Annotated in this window: 18 protein-coding genes; 2 read left to right on the top strand and 16 right to left on the bottom strand. The window is 45.4% G+C overall.

The genetic code is table 11. From position 1 onward, the window contains the following. The first annotated feature begins 54 nt into the window (after nt 1-54). A complete protein-coding gene (locus HBNXNv_RS01950; protein ID WP_347721159.1) occupies nt 55-1,248 on the top strand; it encodes a replication factor C large subunit in 1,194 nt (397 codons plus the stop codon). On the opposite strand, the gene HBNXNv_RS01945 is transcribed toward HBNXNv_RS01950, so the two are convergent. The 16 genes from HBNXNv_RS01945 to gatD all read right to left on the bottom strand — a co-directional run bounded on the left by HBNXNv_RS01945 (nt 1,238) and on the right by gatD (nt 17,199). Next, a complete protein-coding gene (locus HBNXNv_RS01945) occupies nt 1,238-1,573 on the bottom strand; it encodes a hypothetical protein (RefSeq protein WP_347721158.1) in 336 nt (111 codons plus the stop codon). The genes HBNXNv_RS01950 and HBNXNv_RS01945 overlap by 11 nt on opposite strands. Further along, entirely contained in the window at nt 1,566-4,097 is a 2,532-nt protein-coding gene (locus tag HBNXNv_RS01940) for a hypothetical protein (protein WP_347721157.1), read from the bottom strand. Before HBNXNv_RS01940 ends, HBNXNv_RS01945 begins: the two co-directional genes overlap by 8 nt. Beyond that, a complete protein-coding gene (locus HBNXNv_RS01935) occupies nt 4,091-4,954 on the bottom strand; it encodes a hypothetical protein (protein WP_347721156.1) in 864 nt (287 codons plus the stop codon). Before HBNXNv_RS01935 ends, HBNXNv_RS01940 begins: the two co-directional genes overlap by 7 nt. Next, nucleotides 4,954-6,006, bottom strand: a complete 1,053-nt coding sequence (locus HBNXNv_RS01930; RefSeq protein WP_347721155.1) for a type II secretion system F family protein — start codon at nt 6,004-6,006, stop codon at nt 4,954-4,956. Before HBNXNv_RS01930 ends, HBNXNv_RS01935 begins: the two co-directional genes overlap by 1 nt. Before the next feature lie 7 nt (nt 6,007-6,013). Beyond that, nucleotides 6,014-6,886, bottom strand: a complete 873-nt coding sequence (locus tag HBNXNv_RS01925; RefSeq protein ID WP_347721154.1) for a type II secretion system F family protein — start codon at nt 6,884-6,886, stop codon at nt 6,014-6,016. Further along, a complete protein-coding gene (locus tag HBNXNv_RS01920; protein WP_347721153.1) occupies nt 6,870-8,582 on the bottom strand; it encodes a type II/IV secretion system ATPase subunit in 1,713 nt (570 codons plus the stop codon). The genes HBNXNv_RS01925 and HBNXNv_RS01920 overlap by 17 nt, the downstream gene beginning before the upstream one ends. Continuing rightward, nucleotides 8,579-8,989 carry a hypothetical protein gene (locus tag HBNXNv_RS01915; protein WP_347721152.1) on the bottom strand — a complete coding sequence of 137 codons (411 nt, stop codon included), beginning with the start codon at nt 8,987-8,989 and terminating at the stop codon, nt 8,579-8,581. Before HBNXNv_RS01915 ends, HBNXNv_RS01920 begins: the two co-directional genes overlap by 4 nt. Further along, entirely contained in the window at nt 8,986-9,669 is a 684-nt protein-coding gene (locus HBNXNv_RS01910; protein ID WP_347721151.1) for a hypothetical protein, read from the bottom strand. The genes HBNXNv_RS01915 and HBNXNv_RS01910 overlap by 4 nt, the downstream gene beginning before the upstream one ends. Nucleotides 9,670-9,724: 55 nt before the next feature. Then, on the bottom strand, nt 9,725-10,264 hold the full coding sequence (locus HBNXNv_RS01905; protein ID WP_347721150.1) for an archaellin/type IV pilin N-terminal domain-containing protein: 540 nt from the start codon (nt 10,262-10,264) through the stop codon (nt 9,725-9,727). 50 nt (nt 10,265-10,314) lie between these two features. After that, nucleotides 10,315-10,818 carry a hypothetical protein gene (locus tag HBNXNv_RS01900; RefSeq protein ID WP_347721149.1) on the bottom strand — a complete coding sequence of 168 codons (504 nt, stop codon included), beginning with the start codon at nt 10,816-10,818 and terminating at the stop codon, nt 10,315-10,317. Beyond that, nucleotides 10,799-11,413, bottom strand: coding sequence for a hypothetical protein (locus tag HBNXNv_RS01895; protein WP_347721148.1), 615 nt, complete (start codon nt 11,411-11,413; stop codon nt 10,799-10,801). The genes HBNXNv_RS01900 and HBNXNv_RS01895 overlap by 20 nt, the downstream gene beginning before the upstream one ends. A 95-nt stretch (nt 11,414-11,508) precedes the next feature. Further along, a complete protein-coding gene (gene thsA / locus HBNXNv_RS01890; RefSeq protein ID WP_347721147.1) occupies nt 11,509-13,182 on the bottom strand; it encodes a thermosome subunit alpha in 1,674 nt (557 codons plus the stop codon). Between the two features lie 94 nt (nt 13,183-13,276). Then, the gene (gene gatE, locus HBNXNv_RS01885) at nt 13,277-15,136 is read right to left on the bottom strand and encodes a Glu-tRNA(Gln) amidotransferase subunit GatE (protein WP_347721146.1); all 1,860 of its coding nucleotides are present in this window, start codon (nt 15,134-15,136) and stop codon (nt 13,277-13,279) included. After that, complete coding sequence (locus tag HBNXNv_RS01880) at nt 15,123-15,662, bottom strand: AAA family ATPase (protein ID WP_347721145.1); 540 nt, start codon at nt 15,660-15,662, stop codon at nt 15,123-15,125. Before HBNXNv_RS01880 ends, gatE begins: the two co-directional genes overlap by 14 nt. Beyond that, nucleotides 15,663-15,914: a hypothetical protein gene (locus HBNXNv_RS01875; protein ID WP_347721144.1), complete on the bottom strand. Its 252-nt coding sequence runs from the start codon at nt 15,912-15,914 to the stop codon at nt 15,663-15,665. Next, the gene (gene gatD / locus HBNXNv_RS01870) at nt 15,907-17,199 is read right to left on the bottom strand and encodes a Glu-tRNA(Gln) amidotransferase subunit GatD (protein WP_347721143.1); all 1,293 of its coding nucleotides are present in this window, start codon (nt 17,197-17,199) and stop codon (nt 15,907-15,909) included. Before gatD ends, HBNXNv_RS01875 begins: the two co-directional genes overlap by 8 nt. A 117-nt stretch (nt 17,200-17,316) precedes the next feature. On the opposite strand from gatD, the gene HBNXNv_RS01865 reads away from it, so the two are divergent. Continuing rightward, on the top strand, nt 17,317-18,630 hold the full coding sequence (locus HBNXNv_RS01865; RefSeq protein ID WP_347721142.1) for an MBL fold metallo-hydrolase: 1,314 nt from the start codon (nt 17,317-17,319) through the stop codon (nt 18,628-18,630). Nucleotides 18,631-18,648: the final 18 nt, after the last annotated feature.

Here is an 18,648-nt window from a genome sequence, read left to right as displayed (position 1 = left end):
TCAAGAATCAGAAGCCGCTCAGTGCGGCTTATTGCGTGATGGTAGCGTAACACCATGTGGGTAGAAAAATACAGGCCTGAAAGTCTTTCAGAATATCGTGGAGCTTCGAATCAGAAGAAGGAGCTGCAGGAATGGATTAAAGACTGGGAGAGTGGAGACAAACCTGTTCTTCTGCATGGTCAGGCCGGTACAGGGAAGACTTCTCTTGTTGAGGCCCTGGCTAACGATCTAGGTTACGAGCTTGTCGAGACTAATGCATCCGATGTACGTACAAAGTCCAAGTTAAAGGAAGAGTTGAAAGAAGCTACCCGTCAGGCCTCTTTCTTTGGCGGTCAGAAACTGATTTTAATTGATGAAGTTGATGGCATGAGTTCTACTGATCGCGGAGGAGCTGCCGAGCTGAAGAGGATTGTCCAGGAGTCTCGTTTCCCTGTAGTTATGACAGCTAACGATGCTTACGCTAACAGTATCAGAAATCTCAGAAATATTTCCAAGACTGTAAAGCTTGATTCTGTGCATACTAATTCGATTGCGGCCCATCTGAAGGAGATTCTGGAGGAAGAAGGAATTGAATATGAGGATGGTGTGCCGAAGAGGATTGCTCGTCAGGCCGGTGGGCAGATGCGTTCAGCGATTAACGATCTTGAGGCCGTGGCCCTTGGCAAGGATAAAATTACTACTGATGATCTTGACGTTATTGCTAGCAGAGATAATCGTCAGGAGATTTTTGATTCTCTGAAGATTATTTTCAAGACCAAGAATCCTGACAATGCTCGTCAGGCCACAGAAAATCTTGATGAAGATGCAGAGACGTTTATGCAGTGGATTAGAGAGAATGTTCCCCGCGAGTACAAGAGGAAAGAGGATATTGCGAATGCCTACGAATATGTTTCAAAGGCAGATCTGTTTAACGGCAGGATTATGAAGAGCCAGAACTGGAAGCTTCTGAAGTATGTCTACAGTTTCTCAACTGTTGGTGTTGCGTTGAGCAAGGCCGAAAAGTACAGTGGTTGGACCAAGTATCAGTATCCTTCGAAGATTAAGAAGATGGGTCAGTCTCGAGCTTCTAGGAACAAGTTGAAATCTATATCTTCCAAGCTAGGAGAGAAACTTCATATTTCTGGACGTGAGTCTGTTAGAGAGCTGCCTTTCATAGCTGAAATGATAGAGAGCGGTGATAGCGAGGTTATAGAGGAACTGGAGCTTGAAGAGGATGAAGTTGAATTTATCAGAAAGTTCAATCAATAGGCACGCAACCTAGATCGAAATCGGTATCCGAGCTTCTCATTGTTACATTAAAGCAGTCTGTTGCCGAATCCCTGTTCCAGTACTGAGAATTAACTGTATACTTATCGATGGAGTTCACCATTTTATTGAAGTTTCTGATATCTTTAGGATTGCCTGCATCCACCTCCTTAGCTTCATTCTTAATCATCTGAACATACTGCCCTCTATCCGTTGGAGTATGCTTCTCCTTTTGAACATCCGTGATTGCAGCAGATGTCGCCATTAGAATAAGGCTGATTATTATAGACGAGATAACCATGAACTGGCCTTTACTTCTTTTACTCATTAGACCACCTTAGATTCAGTTTGTAGGGCATAAATACCTCTTCCTTGACGCTTCCTACCACTCCTGTGGAGTATTCAGGTTGATCTTCCTGCGAAAATGTTAGCTGATCTCCTCTCAACCAGTAAATAGTCGAGGCCAATGTCTTAAGATCATCTGTTTCAAATTCTTGCTCATAAGCTGCTCTAGCAAGTCTCTGGCCCTGAAATCCTTCGAAATCAGTTCTATGGTTAATTAGCTCTATCTCATCTGAGCCAGCAAACACAAATCCCGCACAGTCTCTTCCGTCGTTACATGCAGAGCTATGGTTGAAAGATACACGGTAGCTTCTGTTGGCGATCACCACTCTCTCACTCTGGAGGAAAGGGCCTTCTCCTGGATCACTGTAGTCATCGTCCTCATCAAAGTCCACGTTCAGGCCTCTTATTCTATCTGATCCACAGTTGCCTAGGCAGGTATTTACAACTTCACAGGATGTGTTTCCGTTGCAGGCTGGGCCAGGGAATGTTAGAACGTCTTCAGAGTATAGGTCTCCCTGTGGTGCTCCTGGAGGCCTTGATGAGAGATAGTTCATGTTTCTTGAGGTAGCGTTCCAGTCGTTGGAGTTGTATCTTTGGTTGATTGTGTACAAAAAGTTTTCATCCGAGGTCACGGTTTCTGCTCCGCCTGATTTTATCCAGCCTCCAGGAACCAGTGAAATCTTTCTCTGATCTCCGTTCAGGCCTTTGAAGTAGGAATCTGCTTCATCGGAGACCGTGGTTGTGAATCCTGCGATCATGTTATCTAGCTCTGGTATTCCTGGAGGGCTTTCAACCGAGCCTCCTGACGCTGTAGAGACTCCGGAGCCTCCTGCTGTTTCAATATTAAAGTTGTTATCTCCTGAACCACTTTTTACCAGTACTCGGCCTCCTGCACCACCACCGCCGCTTGAAGATGAGTCTCCGCCGTTAGCAGTGATATCTCCTGTGCCGGATACTTCATCTGATTGTATTTTTACGCTTCCACCAGCTCCGCCACCAGCATCGCTGGCTCCATCTTCTCCATCCACATTAATTTGTCCGGTTAGACTGAAGCTCTCGCTCTGAATCCAGACGCTGCCACCGCCATCTCCACCGTAGAACCCATCAGTGTCATATCCTCCTGCAGATCCAAGTCTGTCAGCACCAAAGCTCAATCCATACTCATCGCCGCCTCCAGGGCCTCCTCCATCGCCCCCGTAGGCTCCGCCACCAGCATCGCTCCCGTTTGAGCCTGCTCCTGGGCCGTAAGGTCCTCCAGAGTCTGCCTGGAATCCTTCTCCTACGCCGTTTATGGTTCCTTCTATGTTTACCGGGCCTTCCACAACCAGTTTCGGAGAGTACTGAGCGTAGTCAGTTTCGTTGCATCCTCTTCCTCTGAAAATGTTTTCACATGCTCTTGGCTGGCTATTTATGTTTACCTGACCTGTTGCCTGTATTTCCAGGCTGTTCATGAAGTGTTTTCCTGGCCCGAATGTGCATGGCGAGTTTGATCCATCGATTACGACATCTCCTGTGTGAGGGCAGCTAGTGGTTTTATCTCCCTGACTTAAGGAGGTCCATTCAAGGCCTACATCCTCTACGAATGGGTGATTGGTATCTGTCTCCTGCAAGTTCATCAGCAGTAGAACAGATCCTCTATTCATGAAGTCTTCTATTTTTGTTCTTGAGTTCTGGATATCATCCAGCGATTCTTCTTCCCTGAATACTAGTATATCGTAATTTGAGAGATTTGCGTTGTTTAAAGCTAGCGTATCAACAGATGTCTGTGTTTTTATGCCGTTAACTCTGTTGGAAAGCATTTTTTGCATTTCTACAGGCTGATCTGCTTTGTAAAGCTGTATTTCATTGGAGTTGATTGATTTGATATCGTAGTATGTGTCTGGCGTGTCTTCTGTTGTGTTCCCCCATAGGAAGAAGTCCTCAAGGTAGAATGGGCCTTGATCTGAGGTGAACTGGCATTCTGTTCCGTTATCAACCCACACAGTATCGTAATCTGTGTTGCCGTTGAATCCTCCCGATACTTTTGGATCTGTGTCCCCGACGTACAGCGTTACGTCATGAAGGCCTTCTCTCGAGTTTCCAGGATCTGTCTGTAGTATCGGAACTCCGGACTCGACTTCGCTTTCCAGTTCATCCAGGTCTCCCGAACAGTCGGTTATCGTGTTCTGAAGTTCCTGATTAGGATATCTTCTCTTGGGCAGTGTGTGATATCCTACCACTGTTTCGAGGATAGGAAGATTTGAAACTGTTCCAGAGACCTGCATATCCCTGGCGGAGATTGTTTGAATTGCAGTTTTCAGAGATCCTGTCTCACTGTTTTTCAGGAAATGAGTAGTGTGGCCTGTCCTCTTCAGAGAGTAGCTGAGATCCTGAGCTGCTATCTCTTCCTGATAGCTGGACCAGTCCTGATTTTCAGGAATATTGAAGCTTCCTGCTGCAAAGGCCAGTAATACAAATATTGATACCATTAGTTCAATTGCATATCCTGCTCCTTTTCTACTTACCATGCCCACACCTCTATTCTTAGCGGTTGTATTTCTCCTTTTGCATCTAAAACCGCATACCTGTTAAGTTTGATTGTTCTGGCGTTTCTATCAAAGGATGCGCCAAAAGTACGTATCTGTCTTCTCAGTATAAACATAGATCCCTGCTGGTCAGGCCTGTTCTGTATTTCCTCTATTCTGAACTGGTATCCTGATAAGGTGATTGGGCCTCCTGCGCCCACGCGAACAGTGTCTGTATTGAATTCGCATGGGTATATGCTGGAGCTGTTGTATTCTGTTTTGTAGACTGTGTCGTATACGCCGTTGTGAGAGACTGTCAGGAAGCAGTATTTTGTAGACATGAACTCATAGGTGTTATAATGTACTGTATTGTCTGCGTCGTCGTAGCTTCCGAAATTGAAGTCAGCTGGCTCTTGTATTTCTGGTGGAGACTGTGTCCTAGTGAATGATTTTGTGGTTGTTATTACAGGGAACCACGTAAAACGCATCCTGTAGTCATTTTCCAGGTTAAATGAGTCAGTGAAAATACTGTAGTTTAGATCGTCATCTGCTACTGTTGTCAGCTGGTCGATCTTTCTTTTCTGTAGTACCCTGTACTCGTTAGCAAGGCCTACCTGCTCGGTATTCCGTATAGTGGAAATATTTTTCTCCCAGTTCGTTCCACCATCATCGAAGTTGTGATATCCCGGCTGGCTCATAAGTCTTGAAGATAGAGTATAGGCCTCTAGATTAAGTGAGGCCTGATGGACGTCGTCTCTGAAGTTTGGAACCTGGTTGGCTCCGATAGTTGATAGGCCTACGACCGCTACGAGAAATAGTACCATTGATCCGAAGTATTCTATGCTGAACTGGCCTTTCATTATGGTACACCTGCAGAGGCAACCGCTACCATGAATGCGATGAATGCCAGCGGAAGCATGATTAGTGCGTGTTTTACTCCTGCGCTGGGGCTTCCTTCTGATACCTGACCTGCTACTGCTGCGGTGCATGCTCCCTGGATCATAAGCATTGTGAATAGGAGTGATTTGTAATAAGCCATTCTTCCATAGCTGTACTGGTTTGCGTATTCGCTTGCAAGGTCTGATGTTACGTTTGCGGGTACGAATCCGAAGATTTTTGCGGTGGAGCAGAATGGTTGTGCTGCGGCGATGCTGCCACTGCAGTAGTTTGTTGGGCCTGATCCTCCGCCTCCTCCGCTTCCACTCTGGCTGAGTACTTCTTTTACTCCGGAGAGTGCTCCCGGATCTGGGCTGCCGAGGCCTAGTAGCTGTGCAAGCATTGTGTAGATTCCAATAGTGATTCCGATGAATAGGAAGTAAATGACGTACATGATAACCAGTTGCTGTCTTAGTTTGGCGTCTTTCTCCTGTATTACTTCTTTAAGCTTGGTTGCGTCGTCTCCTACCGACTCAATTGTCTTTGTGATTTCTCCTCCACTCTCAAAGCTCTGGATAATAATAGATGTGGATTCCTGGATTACTGCGGAGTCTTTCATTCTTTTTGAGAATCTTTCCATTACTTCAGGGAAGGGAATTCCCCATGTAAGCTCGTAGTGTATTTTCTCAATTTCGCTGTTCAATCGGCCGTAGTCCGTCTCTTTTGCGGATTCGAAGGCCTTCATAATTGTCATGCCTCCTCTCTTGGACTCTGCCAGATCCTTCAGGAATGAGGGGAACTGGTCCTCCATCTGTCTTACTGCCCTGTTTCTGAGGAAGGATAGAATACCGAAAGGTACTACTCCTATCATCAGGCCTAGCAGGAATGCTGTTCCACCGATTCTATCAGCTCCCTGAATGTACAGAAATACTCCTACCATGACTATTGCTGCTCCTACAGCCATCGAACCATAGATTATCTTCTTGGTCAGGGAGTATCCTGGTTGAAAGTCTTCTTCCTGGAAAAAGTCTAACATCTTGGCATCACCTTATTCCTCCTGGCGCGATTCCTCTAACGAATATTATGAACATGCCAGAAATTAAAGGAAGGCCTATGAATATCGATATTACCTGTACCGTAACCACTAGATCTGGCGACATTGATGCGAATGAGCTCATAACGGCGCTCATCGATGTGAAAATAATTGAACCTACAATAACAATCGTAATGTACATTTCAACGAGCAGAGAGAGCGAGTCAGCGAATTCTCTTACTCTTCTCTGATAATCATTCATCAGGCCTTCTGCTCTCTGTCTTAGGAACTCTCTAAGAGATCCTCCTGTTGTAATTGAGTGGTTGATTCCCCACACAAGTTCCTCAAAGTCATCGCTCGGCGTTCTCTCAGCTGCTCTTTTCAAGGCCTCTGTCATATCCATTCCAAGGCTGTTTACATCTCTGCTGATTTTCTGGGCCTCTTTTGATACTTCTCCGTATTCGTCTACTTCTGAAAGGTTCTGGAAGATTTCTGGAAGAGATGATCCTGTTCCTGCAAGCGTTGATAGATACATTGTTGCGAAGGGAAGAGTGTCCCTGATCTGAGAGGATCTGTTGCTGATCAAAATTTTCGGGTATAGGTAGAATCCAACGAAAATAAATACTGATGTAAGTATTGCAAATATCAGGCCTATCATGAGGCCTGTTATGCCTGTAGTTAAGGCCATTAGACTTCCTATAAACAGAAATATTCCCAGGAATGTTGCTCCTGTTGATACGTACATCATGCTCAGGTATTCCGGGAGGGATATGTCGAGGCCGGCTTTTGTTAGTTGTGGTCTTAGGCCTTCGAAGTACTCGAGGGAGTCTAGCGCGTATTTTCCTGCGAAATTGAAACAGAAGTCTTTATACTTCTCGAGCATTACTTTCTACTTCTTCCTTCTCAGCATTAAATGTTTGCCCGATCTTCTCCATTACTCTCTGTGGGTTGGAGTAGTATCTTGAGATCATGTCTCCTACATCTCTGTAGTGTTTGATCTGCTGGTCCTGCATGTAGTTGAGGACGTGTTGTCTGTTTCTGACCTCGTTTTTCAGGTCTTGGTAGTCCATTCCGCTCTGATCTGCGATATCCTTGAGAATTAGAGAGTTATTTTCGATGGTGTACTCGTCTTCCTGTGGATCCCAGCCGAATACTTTGTTGGCATCGATCCCTGTTCTGTCGTCGTACCCCATAACCTCGAAGATTCCGTTAATTCTTCTGATGTAGCTTCCGTCTCTCCTGATTCTGGAGATAAGCATTACCACGTCAAGAGTCTCAATAAGGCTTCCCGACAGATTAATTGGTTCTGTGGTCAGACGATCCATAAGCATGTCAAGGCTGTCGGCGTGGATCGTAGATAGGCCTGTGTGGCCTGTTGCCATCTGCTGGAATAGAATATAGGCCTCTTCACCACGGACCTCACCAACGATAATGTATTCTGGTCTCTGACGGAGGGATTCCTTGAGCAGGTTGTCCATTGATACTTCTCCTCCTTCCTCTGCTGAGGATCCGAATCCTGAACGAGCTACTTCCGGCACCCAGTGTTCGTGAGGTAGTCTGAGTTCAGGCGTGTCCTCGATCGATACAATTTTCTTGTCAGGCCTGATGAAAAGAGATAAAGCGTTTAGCTGAGATGTTTTACCGGATCCTGTTGTTCCTGAGATTAGTATTGATTTTCCGTGTTCTACGAGAGTCCAAAGATAACTGTACATCTGTGCATTCTCTGTCTCGTAGTCCATCATGTGGATAGGCGTCAATGGGTCCTCTGTGAAACGTCTGATTGTAAAGTTCGATCCTTTACGGGCAATGTCCGTTGCCAATGTGGCCTGGACACGAGATCCATCAGGGAGAGAACCGTCAAGAAGCGGACTGGATACAGAGATAGATCTTCCACATCTCTGAGCCAGCTTCATAACGAAGGCATCTAGCTCGTCCTTATCCTCCCACACAATATCCGTCTTAACAGAACCATACTTTGGATTTCTGTGGTAAGCGTAAACCGGGATTCCTCTACCGTCGCATGAGATATCCTCTACTTCTGTATCGTTCATCAGCGGCTGAAGCTTTCCGAGGCCCGCAAAGTCCCTTTTAGTATAGTATCGAATTACTTCTTTCTGTTTATTATCTACATTCAGATCGTACTTATCCACGATGGTATCAATCTTCTCTTCAAGATATTCGTCGGCCTCTCCTGTCTCCAAATTATTGAAGTCTATGTCAAAGCTTCTCTGCATTATAGAGTGAATCTTGTCGAGTAGACGTTCGGTATTAGGAGTTAGTTCTGGCTCCACTATCTTGTAAACCAGTTCTTCTTTTTCATCACTCCAGTAGATATGGGCCCATGCGTACACCACTTCTCCTTCGTCTGGATCTGCTGGCACCAGTGGATAAGTTACATCTACATCTGTCAGGTCGGCCTCTTCCTGTCCTTCATCTATCATTTCAGGCCTGAACTCTCCAGGTGTTGGTACTCCTATTCCTTCACTGTTTCCTGAGCTCTCGTCTTCTTCATCTTCGTACCATTCTGGGTGCTTCATCTTTCGAAGCTTACCGATCAGGCCGTTGAAGTTTGCACTCATCCGCTATCACTTATTATCAAATTGTTTCCCTCCTTCAAAATACTTACTTCTCCTCCGGAGGCCGATCCTGTGAATCGGTAGGTGTTATTCAGGTTTTCGAATGTGGATCTGTACTGCTCTCCGCTGGATAAAATATATAGAGATCCGTTCTCGAAGTTCAACTGGTAGCTTCTGTCTCCCAGTGTCTCTGGAAGATCCAAGGAGACTTCTCCGTAGCTGACATTTGTTGAGCCTATCTGCATCAGGGCCACGCTTATTTCGGATTCAACCGAGTTTATCTGGGCTCTTTCTACGTCGTCCATTATGCTGCCTTGAAATGCTGTGAAAGCTGTGAGAATTCCTAGTGCAACTATAAGGCCTATTCCTAATGACATTACTGCTTCAACAGCTATAAACTGTCCTTTCATTGTAGATCCAGGCTTATGACATTCCTCTGGCGTTCAATCTCGCGTCCAGAAGGAAGTTTTACAGCATTTGCGCCAGTGTCTCTTTCTACCCCGCGATTTCTTATTCTGATTGTGACATCTCCTGCTGCCTCTGTTCCTCCAGCTGCAACCAGGTCAATTTTCTCTAGTTGCGGTCCGGAAGGAGTTTCTGCGTACATGTTTCTGAATTCCACGCGGTATGTGATTAGTGAGGCCGAACTGCCTAAGGATTTTACCATTACAACTCCAGGGAGATCCTTTCCTTTTATTGCGTAGGCCCCTGTCTCGGCACCAGGCTCTATAGTAATATTTTGTAGAGTATTGCCTTTCAGAAAGCTCCATCTATTTGCGTAAGGTGCCGCGCCGTTTGTGCTGACCGAGATATTGATATAGTCATTATCAGGATCTAAGGTCACGCTCTGTATCTCTGAACCTGAGCTAGATAAGGAAAGTTCGTACGGAGTTATAGTTCCTTCTCCTGATTCCTTGACACTGACTATTTCGTCGTAAAGGCCTACCATGTTTCCTTCAATGTTTGAGACCTGGGCCTGGCTTTCTCTTTTTTCCAGAATCGGTGAGCCCCATACATATACTGATGCTACTGCGCCAATTGTTAGGCCAGTTACTAGAATTGCAGAGACTGCTGTGGTTTGGCCTTTCATATCTATTCATAGTTCTCCGGTAGAATATAAAATAAGTGGCTTTTGACTTCTCGGTTTAACAGCCTACAGAGCTGGTAGTTGATGGTGTACAGGTGTATACTCCCCAGCTTTTTGATGCGCTGTTCATTGAAATTGAGAATCCTATGGTTGTTGTAGCGCTAGGCCATTTTACGCCTGTGTTGCAGGTGTATCCATTTTCAGGGTCTACTAGTTGTGATGAGTTGTCCTCGCTGAAGCAGTTGTCACTGGTTTCATTGTAACTGAATTTTGTGGCTTGGAGTGCCTGTCCAGAGACTGCGGAACCAGTACCTTCAGGAACATAAGACAAGGTAAAGTCAGAAGTATTCCACGCGACAGCCCCGACATTTGTGACTGTGAGATTGACGTAGTACTCGCCGCTTGCGTCCTGAGCTTTGTATGCGGAGTCAAATCGTATTTCCGTCTGCCTTACCTGCTGCTGCTGATCAACCTGCTCACCAGGATTACCTAAAAGGCTCTGGAACTGCGTGTATACAACACCGACAGCTCCTACAGTAATAAGCAATAGGAGCACAATAGCAATAACCGGTGTGATACCTTTTCTCTTGGTTAACATATTACCACTATTTTTGGTTTCCCCGTCCTTACTTAAATAGTTTATTAGGCCTAGCAGGATTGCTCTCCATTGCTATTGCTACATACTATAGAGGATGACGTCTCATACTGGCCTCTCAAAGTAACTGTCTTAGAGTTGGTTAAATAAGGATAAGACCTGTTAGTATCTATTGTTACGGTATCTCCCGGATTAATAGCGTTTTGAGAGGGTAAACCATAAGCATAACCCCAGTTATTAACTTTTTGACCATCTATGTAGAAGTTCCATAGATCAACAGAATCTTCCTGTAAAGCTAGCGTAATACTGCCATCATTGGTTATATCCAGCCAAATATCGCCATCAGAACCATTATAACCATAGTCAATGCTCAATTCTGCATTTTCTCTTTGACTATCAACACCCAGTCTATCCTTGACTCCTTCGCCCACGTCATCAATAGTGCCGCTTAGAAAGATAGCAGAAGAAGAAACAGTTGCAACGCTAATTAATAGAAGAAGAGAAGTTGCTACTACAGGCGTAACGCCCTTTCTTGTTCTAGCCTTGGTTATTGCCATTTCCTGAGCCGAATCTTTCTTTTAATTGTCTAACCCTTTCAGAACTTTGATTTGAGCCTTGTTGCTGGCCTCCAGAAGGATTATCCTGTGCTTGTTGTTGAGGCCTTCTTCTACCCTGCATGCCAGCCTGTCTTAGATTATTATTGATGTTTTGTAGATGGTTGATTACTTCTTCATTGGAGCTCTGGATATTGTTTGCCACATCATCCATTTTTGTTCCAATGGCTTCTGCGATTCTCTGTTCCATGTCGCCAACCATTTCTCCTTCCATGTCCATTTCGGAGGCCTCGTGAAGTAGATCCATGAACGCGTTCATGTTGTCGACTACCTCATCCATCTTGTGCGTCAGGTCTTCGACAGAGTTCTTCAGCTCATGTGTAGACTCTGTCATATCATTGACAATTTTCTGGTTGGACTTCATTATATCAAGAACATCGCGGATAAGCTCGTCATTACCTCCGCCAGCCTGTTGTGCATTCTGTTCTTGGAGTTCATCAATTCTTCTCTCAAGTTTTCTGATTGGGCCTACAGGGACCATTTCATAATCATCATAGCCCTCATCGTCGCCCAGTTCGACCTCGCTTCTTTTTGACATAGTTAGGAGAACCTCTCTTATTGAAAAAATAGGTAGAAACCGGTATTTATAATCAGGGGAAGAATTAGAAGAGAAAAACAGAGGAAATGGAAGGCCTACATCATTCCTCCCATACCGCCCATTCCTCCGCCAGGCATTCCGCCTGCGCCTCCTGATGGAGGGCCTTGTGGTTCATTGTCATCGGAGGAGAATCCTGAGGCCGAGATGACATCGTCGATTCTAAGGATCATTTCTGCGGATTCTGATGCTGATGTCACGGCCTGTGTCTTGATCTGTAGTGGTTCGACTACTCCCTGGTCGAAGAGTTTCTGTGAGCTACCTGAAGTTACATCGAGGCCGGCCCATACTTCTCCTTCGTCGTGCTTGTTTCTGAGATCGACCAGCGAGTCTATTGGATCGTATCCTGCGTTTTCTGCCAGTGTCCGTGGTACTACTTCGAGGGCGTCTGCGAATGCATTGATCGCAAGTTGTTCGCGGCCGCCTACGGAGTCTGCGTAGTTGCGGAGTTCCTGTGCGAGCTCTACTTCTGTGGCTCCGCCACCTCCTACTACTTTTCCGTTTCGGAGTGCGGATGCAGCTCCACCGATTGCGTCTTCCATTGCGCGTTCGATTTCGTCCACTACATGTTCTGTTCCTCCTCTAATAAGGATTGAGACAGACTTGGCCTCTGGACAGTCCTGTACGAATGTCATGGCGTTGCCTCCAATATTTCTTTCTTCTACAGATCCTGCTTTTCCTAGATCGGAGGCCTCAATGTCTTCTACATTAGTTACTATGTTTGCTCCTGTTGCGCGGGAGAGCTTTTCGATGTCTTTGGTGGATACTCTTCTGATGGCTGTTATTCCTTTCTTGGCGAGGTAGTGCTGTGCGATATCGTCGATCCCTTTCTGACAGAGGACTACATCTGCTCCAGCATCGTCCAGAGCCTCTACCATCTCCTTGAGCTGTCTTTCTTCCTGTTCAACAAAGTTCTTCATCTGGCTTGGATCAGAGATATTGATTTCTGCATCAGTCTCTGTCTCCTTAACTTCGATTGCGGCGTTGAGAAGTGCGATATTTGCATCCTCTACTTCTGTTGGCATACCAGAGTGCACTCTATCCTTGTTCAGAATTACTCCCTGCACTAATTCAGTATCTTCGACTGTGCCTCCCTGGCTTTTCTCTAGCTTGATCATTTCTCTATCAATAACAAATTCATGTTCTCTTTCCTCCGCAACCTGCTTGATTGCATCTACAGCGATTTCTGCCAGGTAGTCTCTTGCTGTCTCAGCGGATTTACCTGTCATAGAAGTCATTGCTACCTTTTCAAGAGTATCATCGTCATTGAGAGATACATCTTCAGCGATGTCATTGAGGACTTCTACAGATTTTTCTCGGGCCTGTCTGTATCCTTTTGTGATTATTGTTGGGTGGATTTCCTGGTCTAGAAGGCCTTCTGCCTGTTTTAGTAGTTCTCCTGAGAGGACGACTGCTGTCGTGGTTCCGTCGCCGACTTCTTCTTCCTGTGTCTGTGCGACTTCGACCATCATTTTGGCCGCTGGATGTTCGAGATCCATTTCTTCTAGTATTGTTACACCGTCGTTTGTGACTACTAGGTCTCCTACGGAATCTACCATCATTTTGTCCATTCCTTTAGGGCCTAGGGTTGTTCTTACGGCCTTTGCCACGGTTTTGCACGCGTTAATATTGTTTTCTTGTGCGTCTTCTCCTGATTGTCTTTGTGTATCTTCTGACATTACGAAAATTGGTTGTCCTCCTAAGCCTGGCATAAATTAGTTCACCTATTTTCATAGACATGTACAAAAAATTATAAGATTGCCTGTTACCGAGAAAAAATGACAGGAAAAAGAGGCTGAGAGGTCTTTACTCGGCTTCTTTCTGGAGTTCTTCCTGAAGGATTCTGGAGACTGTTCCTCCGTCGGCTTCTACACGGCCCATTACCTGGCCCATGAGAGCTCCCTGCGCATGCATTCCCTGTTCTTCAATCATGCCTTTATTCTGTTCGACTACTTCCTTGACTACTTCTCTGATCTCTTCTTCCGATGTCTTGCTGTCTGCGATCTCTTCAACAATTTCTTCGATACTTTGGCCTGTTTCGTTGAATTCCGATATCAGTTTTTCCAGATCATCGTTAGTTATCTCTTCATTATCGAGAGCTTCCAGTATCTGGCCATAGTGTTCTTCTTCAAGGCCTTGAAGATCAACTTCTTTTTCCAGGCCTGAGTAAATATTTGTGAAGAAGTTTGCTACAAGTTTTGTATCGTATTCTGCCTTGAATTTTTCGAATAGTGGCAGTCTTTCGCTGTATACTATCTGTGAGGCCAGTTCTTCTCCGATTTCTTCAGAGTATTTTTCTTCTCTTTCCTCAAGTGTTTCCGGCAGATCCTGATCTATTTCCTCTACATCTCCCTCCGTGACTCTTACAGCCGGAATATCGGTTTCAGGATACATTCTTGCGCTTCCTGGTAGAGGCCTTGCGTAGCTGGTGGTGAAGTCCTGTTCTGCAGTTCTTGTTTCTTCCGGTACTTCTCCTTCGTAGAGTAGTCGGGCTCTGTCTCTTACTGCCTGTGCTGCGGCCTTGGCCTGGTCTTTTCCTGCTGCTATTACAGCTATTACGTCTTCATCTTCTTTGTCGAAGTCATCTGCTACCTTCTCGAATTCCTCTACTAGCTGGTAGTTCTCAATATCTTCATCTGTATGCAGTATTCCCTGTACGCCCCTGGATTTTGCGTAGTCTACCAGTTCTTTGGCCACATATCTGTCGCCTGATATTTTCTGCTTCATTTTTCCTGTGAGGCCCGGAAGTTTCATTGCGTAGACCGCGCCGTCGTTTTCCAGTACTGTCGAGATTATCTGGTTATCTGTTTCCTCAAAGTGGTGTGTGACATTGTCAGCCACAATTTCCTGTTTTTCAAGTTCCTCTCCTAGTTCTACAAGGTTTTTCTGCCTCTTAACCTCGTTTTCGATTACTTTGTCGATATTTTCTACATCCTGGAACCCCTTGATTTCTACACGTGAGCCATCTTCTATTGATACGTTGACGTCCTGTCTGATCGTACCGATTCCTCTTCTGGCCTTACCTGTGGATCTGAGTAGCATTCCGATTTTCTTCGCTACCTCTCTTGCGTGCTCAGGGTTCTCGATTGATGCGTCTGTACCTACTTCTACCAGAGGAACTCCAAGCCTGTTGAGGTCATAAAGGGCCTTGTTCTCGTCCCTTTCGTGGATTCCTGCTGATTCCTCCTCTAGCTCAATATCATCGATATTTACTGTACCGGTATCAGTTTCTAGTTCTCCTTCCAGGCCTATCATTGCTGTTCTCTGGAATCCTGAAGTGTTGGATCCGTCAACCACCATTTTACGCATTACCTGTATTTCATCAGGTATTTCCGCGTTGACCATTCTTGCAAATGTTAATGCAGTGTTGAGGGCCTCTTCGTCGATGCTGTGTGGTGGTTCTTCGTCAAGTTCTACCAGGCAGTTGTTTCTGTTGTAGTATTTGTAGATGTATTTCTTAGATTGTTCTGCTGCGACTTCTGCGGCCTCGTCTTTTTCTCCTGTCTCTCCTGCAACTGCTCTAAGGTATCGATGTACTCTGTGGTCTGCGGCCTCATCCTGTAGATCTACAGGGCAGTCGCAGAAGAGTTTTGTTTCTGTTGCAAGTTGTTGATGTATTTCTATTCCGCATTTGAATCCTAGTTCTTCGTAGTTAATTTCTGACAACGCTCTTCACCTTCTCTCTTAGTTTTTCTTCTGTTATACCGTCGTTTTTGATCATGTAGTCGCTGAGAGACATTAGTTTTCCAACCCCGTTCTCGATCTCTCTGATATCTCTTTCCTCGAAGTCGTCTCCCTCGATGTCTTCTTCTCTCTGTCTTTCTTCTCTTCTTTTTCTGCGGGTCTCTCGTGAGGCCCAGACTCCAAGAACTTCTATTTCCTCTCCTGTTTCCTTCTCGAATCTTTTCTTCTCATTCCAGCCTCTCATTCCTGTGATTACTATCCTGTCTTTTTCATCGATAATTTCTTCCAGGTACGGTATGCTGAGCTGTGCTATGGCATCCATGCCGTGCTCATCTCTCATCGAGTTCACGAAGTCTCCTGTTGAGGCCGTTCCAATATTTCTTTTCTGCATCTCTGTTCTGACCACGTCGCCCATGTCCAGGACCACGAAGTCTTCGTCTTTCATCATTTCTGCAACTGTAGTTTTTCCTGCTAGAGGCATTCCAGTTACGCCATAGATATCTGTCATTTAAGCTGACCTCTTTACCTGATCTCTTATCATTGATTTTGCAACCTGGTACTCTGTAAAGTCGTCAATTTCTATTTCGTCAAATCCCTGCTGGTCCATAAACCGTTTAGGATTGTCAAGCTCTTTTCCATTGTCGTACGAGACTACTAATGCAAATTCTCTGAGGATATCAAGCACTCTCTCCTTTTTTCCGCTTTCAAGAAATTTCTTTGCTTTTTTATCGAATTCATCCAGCATCTCGTTATCACTCATCGTACATCGACCGCATCGTTACTTCTCCTGCGAAATTACTGGTGAAATCTTCTTCTGGATTTTCAGAATTCGCTAGAACCCACATCATCTTGACGTAGGCCAGTTCAGGATGCATGTCCTCAGCCGAGATTACTCCAGCATCCTGTATCTTGAGGCCTGTATCATACACATCCATGTCAATCCTGCCAAAGATACACTGAGAAGTCATTACAACCATTGTATCTTCAGCAAGTTCCTCTAGCTTTGCAAGTATTTCTTCGTGATGGCCTGTCTTTCCATCCTCAAGATTGTTAACTGGCAGATGGCCTAGGCCTGTTCCTTCCAGGACAACACCATCGTAGCCCTGTTCAATCAAGAATTCGATCTCTTCAGGACCCATTCCAGGCCTTGTCTTCAGAAAGCCGACGTTTTCGTTAAGTTCGGTATTTTTCTTGAATTCGCCGTTTTTCTGAGAGAAATTTTCCTCTACTTCTCCTGTTTCGTAGTTTACGCGGCCAAGATGAGTCTGGTTTACGGCCTGGAAGGCATCTCTCCGGGAAGTATGCATTTTTCTTGTTTTCTGCGGTGGCAGAATTGTGCAGTAGTCGTCGCTGCTTGATTCATGCATGCAGATTCCGAATCCTGTGAAATCTGTTTCATTCAGGAATCTTGACGCACAGTACATGTTCATTGCGGCGTCGCTGCTCGGCCTATCGGAGGATCTCTGAGAACCTACAATCATAACTCCTGTGTCGATGTTCTGAAGCATGAGGCTGAGTGCTGCTCCTGTATAGGCCATTGTATCGGTTCCGTGGCCCAGAATTATTCCATCGTAGTCGTCTTTTTCTTCAACTATTTTTTCTGCTATTTGCTGCCAGTGGCCTGGCTCCATGTCCTCCGAGAACATCTGTGCAACTACTTTGCTGTGGATATTGACTTCTTCAGCAAGTTCTGGATACATTTCTAGAAGGTCTTCTGGTTCAAAGGCCGGTTTTACCCCTCCTTCCTCGTATGATACTCTGGAGGCGATTGTTCCTCCTGTGTGTAGAATTAGAATATCTGGTTTTTCTTCGTCGTGTTCTATTTCAGGCCTTTCTCTCTCCGAGCTTTCGTTTTTTTCTACCAGTTCGATGTTTTCTGGTTCGAGGCCTACGTTGTATCCTGATTCAAGTTTGAGAACTACTACTGCAGGGTCTCCGCTCTCTGGTTTAGGCATTAATCGTCCTTCTCTGTCGTTTACTTTGATTGTGTCTCCGATTTCAATGTCTTTCTCTTCCAGTCGGCCTCGGATTTGTTCAGAATACATCTAAATCGTGGTGGAATATGAAAGCTTAATAATCTGTATGGGCTTGGTCTGAGGCCAGATTCCGTTTTATAAAACTTGCATTGAAATCTTTTCCTATTAAAAGGTGAAAATCACTTTATGAAAGTTTACACACTTGGCGGTTATGAAGAAGTAGGAAAGAACATGACGGCCGTAGAAGTTAACGGAGAAGTAGTCATTTTCGACATGGGTTACGATATGGAGAGCGTTGTCTCTGCTGAAGGCCATGTTGACGAGATGACAACAAACCAGAGTTTAGACATTGGCGCAGTCCCTGAGGATGAGCCAGTTCTTGATAAAAACGTTGTAGGAATTGTAATAGGTCACGGACACCTTGACCACGTCGGAGGCATTCCAAAGCTTGCCGGCAGTCACGACTGTCCTATCTACTGCACTCCTTACACCGGTAAAATCGTAGAAAGAATGATTGACGACGATCGCAAGAATGTCGACAACCAGTTGATTACAGTTGAGAAAGGAGATGAGATGGAGATCTCAGGCGAATTCACTCTTGAATTTGCTCACGTGAACCACTCAATCCCTGACGCAACTCTAAGTCTTCTGGACACTTCCGAAGGCTACGTAGTCTACGGAAACGACATGAAGATCGACAGAAGCCCTGTAATCGAGAAAACTACCGATGTCGAGAGACTGAAGGAAGTTGGAGAGGAAGGAGTGAAGGCCATGATCCCTGGAACAACAAGAGTTTCAGAGCCAGGAAGGGCCCGATCAGAGAAATCTGTCGAAGTCGAACTTGGAGACGTACTGAACTCCTGCTATCAGGCAGGCGGCGCAGTAATCATGTCAACATTCTCAAGCCAGATCAGCAGACTGAACTCGATCATCGAAGCCAACAACGGCCGCAGAAAGATCGCGTTCGTCGGAAGATCACTCAGAGAATACGTTGAATCAGCAGAAGAACTAGACCTGATCGACACAAGCCAGATCGAAGTAGTTTCATACTTCGACGAATGTGACGACCTGATGAGCCGTGTTGACGGCGAAAGAGACGAATGGCTTGTCGTTGCAACAGGAAACCAGGGAGAGAAAGGCGCACAGCTTGACAAGATCGCATCCGGAACATACGGATTCGACTTCAACGAAGGCGACCACGTAATCTTCTCCTCACAGGTAATTCCAAGCCCAGTCAACGAAGCCAACAGATACGAGCTTGAAGAGAAAATGAGAGAGAAAGGTGTCAGAATCTACCCAGGAATCCACACAACAGGTCACGCACACAAGGAAGACCACAGAGACTTCATCGACTTCCTACAGCCAGACAACATCATTCCTTCACACGGAACAATCCAGAAACTCGGCGACTACGTAGAACTCGCAAGAGAAGAAGGATACAGTCTAGGCGACGACGTTTTCGTCAGCGAAAACGGCAAATGCATCAACCTGGACCAGTAAAGGCCCAAAAAGGCCTTC

The organism is Candidatus Nanohalovita haloferacivicina, from assembly GCF_029232205.1.
Lineage (GTDB): Archaea > Nanohalarchaeota > Nanosalinia > Nanosalinales > Nanosalinaceae > Nanohalovita > Nanohalovita haloferacivicina.
Note: the sequence above shows the minus strand (reverse complement) of the source record. Positions and strands in the feature narration are given on the sequence as shown.

Excerpts from the sequence above, each read along its gene's own strand:
- HBNXNv_RS01920 (WP_347721153.1), bottom strand. The coding sequence starts at position 8,582 with ATGAGTGCAAACTTCAACGGCCTGATCGGTAAGCTTCGAAAGATGAAG.
- thsA (WP_347721147.1), bottom strand. The coding sequence starts at position 13,182 with ATGCCAGGCTTAGGAGGACAACCAATTTTCGTAATGTCAGAAGATACA.
- HBNXNv_RS01895 (WP_347721148.1), bottom strand. The coding sequence starts at position 11,413 with ATGTCAAAAAGAAGCGAGGTCGAACTGGGCGACGATGAGGGCTATGAT.
- HBNXNv_RS01900 (WP_347721149.1), bottom strand. The coding sequence starts at position 10,818 with ATGGCAATAACCAAGGCTAGAACAAGAAAGGGCGTTACGCCTGTAGTA.
- HBNXNv_RS01865 (WP_347721142.1), top strand. The coding sequence starts at position 17,317 with ATGAAAGTTTACACACTTGGCGGTTATGAAGAAGTAGGAAAGAACATG.
- HBNXNv_RS01915 (WP_347721152.1), bottom strand. The coding sequence starts at position 8,989 with ATGAAAGGACAGTTTATAGCTGTTGAAGCAGTAATGTCATTAGGAATA.
- HBNXNv_RS01925 (WP_347721154.1), bottom strand. The coding sequence starts at position 6,886 with ATGCTCGAGAAGTATAAAGACTTCTGTTTCAATTTCGCAGGAAAATAC.
- HBNXNv_RS01935 (WP_347721156.1), bottom strand. The coding sequence starts at position 4,954 with ATGAAAGGCCAGTTCAGCATAGAATACTTCGGATCAATGGTACTATTT.
- gatD (WP_347721143.1), bottom strand. The coding sequence starts at position 17,199 with ATGTATTCTGAACAAATCCGAGGCCGACTGGAAGAGAAAGACATTGAA.
- HBNXNv_RS01930 (WP_347721155.1), bottom strand. The coding sequence starts at position 6,006 with ATGTTAGACTTTTTCCAGGAAGAAGACTTTCAACCAGGATACTCCCTG.
- HBNXNv_RS01945 (WP_347721158.1), bottom strand. The coding sequence starts at position 1,573 with ATGAGTAAAAGAAGTAAAGGCCAGTTCATGGTTATCTCGTCTATAATA.
- HBNXNv_RS01880 (WP_347721145.1), bottom strand. The coding sequence starts at position 15,662 with ATGACAGATATCTATGGCGTAACTGGAATGCCTCTAGCAGGAAAAACT.
- HBNXNv_RS01910 (WP_347721151.1), bottom strand. The coding sequence starts at position 9,669 with ATGAAAGGCCAAACCACAGCAGTCTCTGCAATTCTAGTAACTGGCCTA.
- HBNXNv_RS01940 (WP_347721157.1), bottom strand. The coding sequence starts at position 4,097 with ATGGTAAGTAGAAAAGGAGCAGGATATGCAATTGAACTAATGGTATCA.
- HBNXNv_RS01950 (WP_347721159.1), top strand. The coding sequence starts at position 55 with ATGTGGGTAGAAAAATACAGGCCTGAAAGTCTTTCAGAATATCGTGGA.
- HBNXNv_RS01875 (WP_347721144.1), bottom strand. The coding sequence starts at position 15,914 with ATGAGTGATAACGAGATGCTGGATGAATTCGATAAAAAAGCAAAGAAA.
- HBNXNv_RS01905 (WP_347721150.1), bottom strand. The coding sequence starts at position 10,264 with ATGTTAACCAAGAGAAAAGGTATCACACCGGTTATTGCTATTGTGCTC.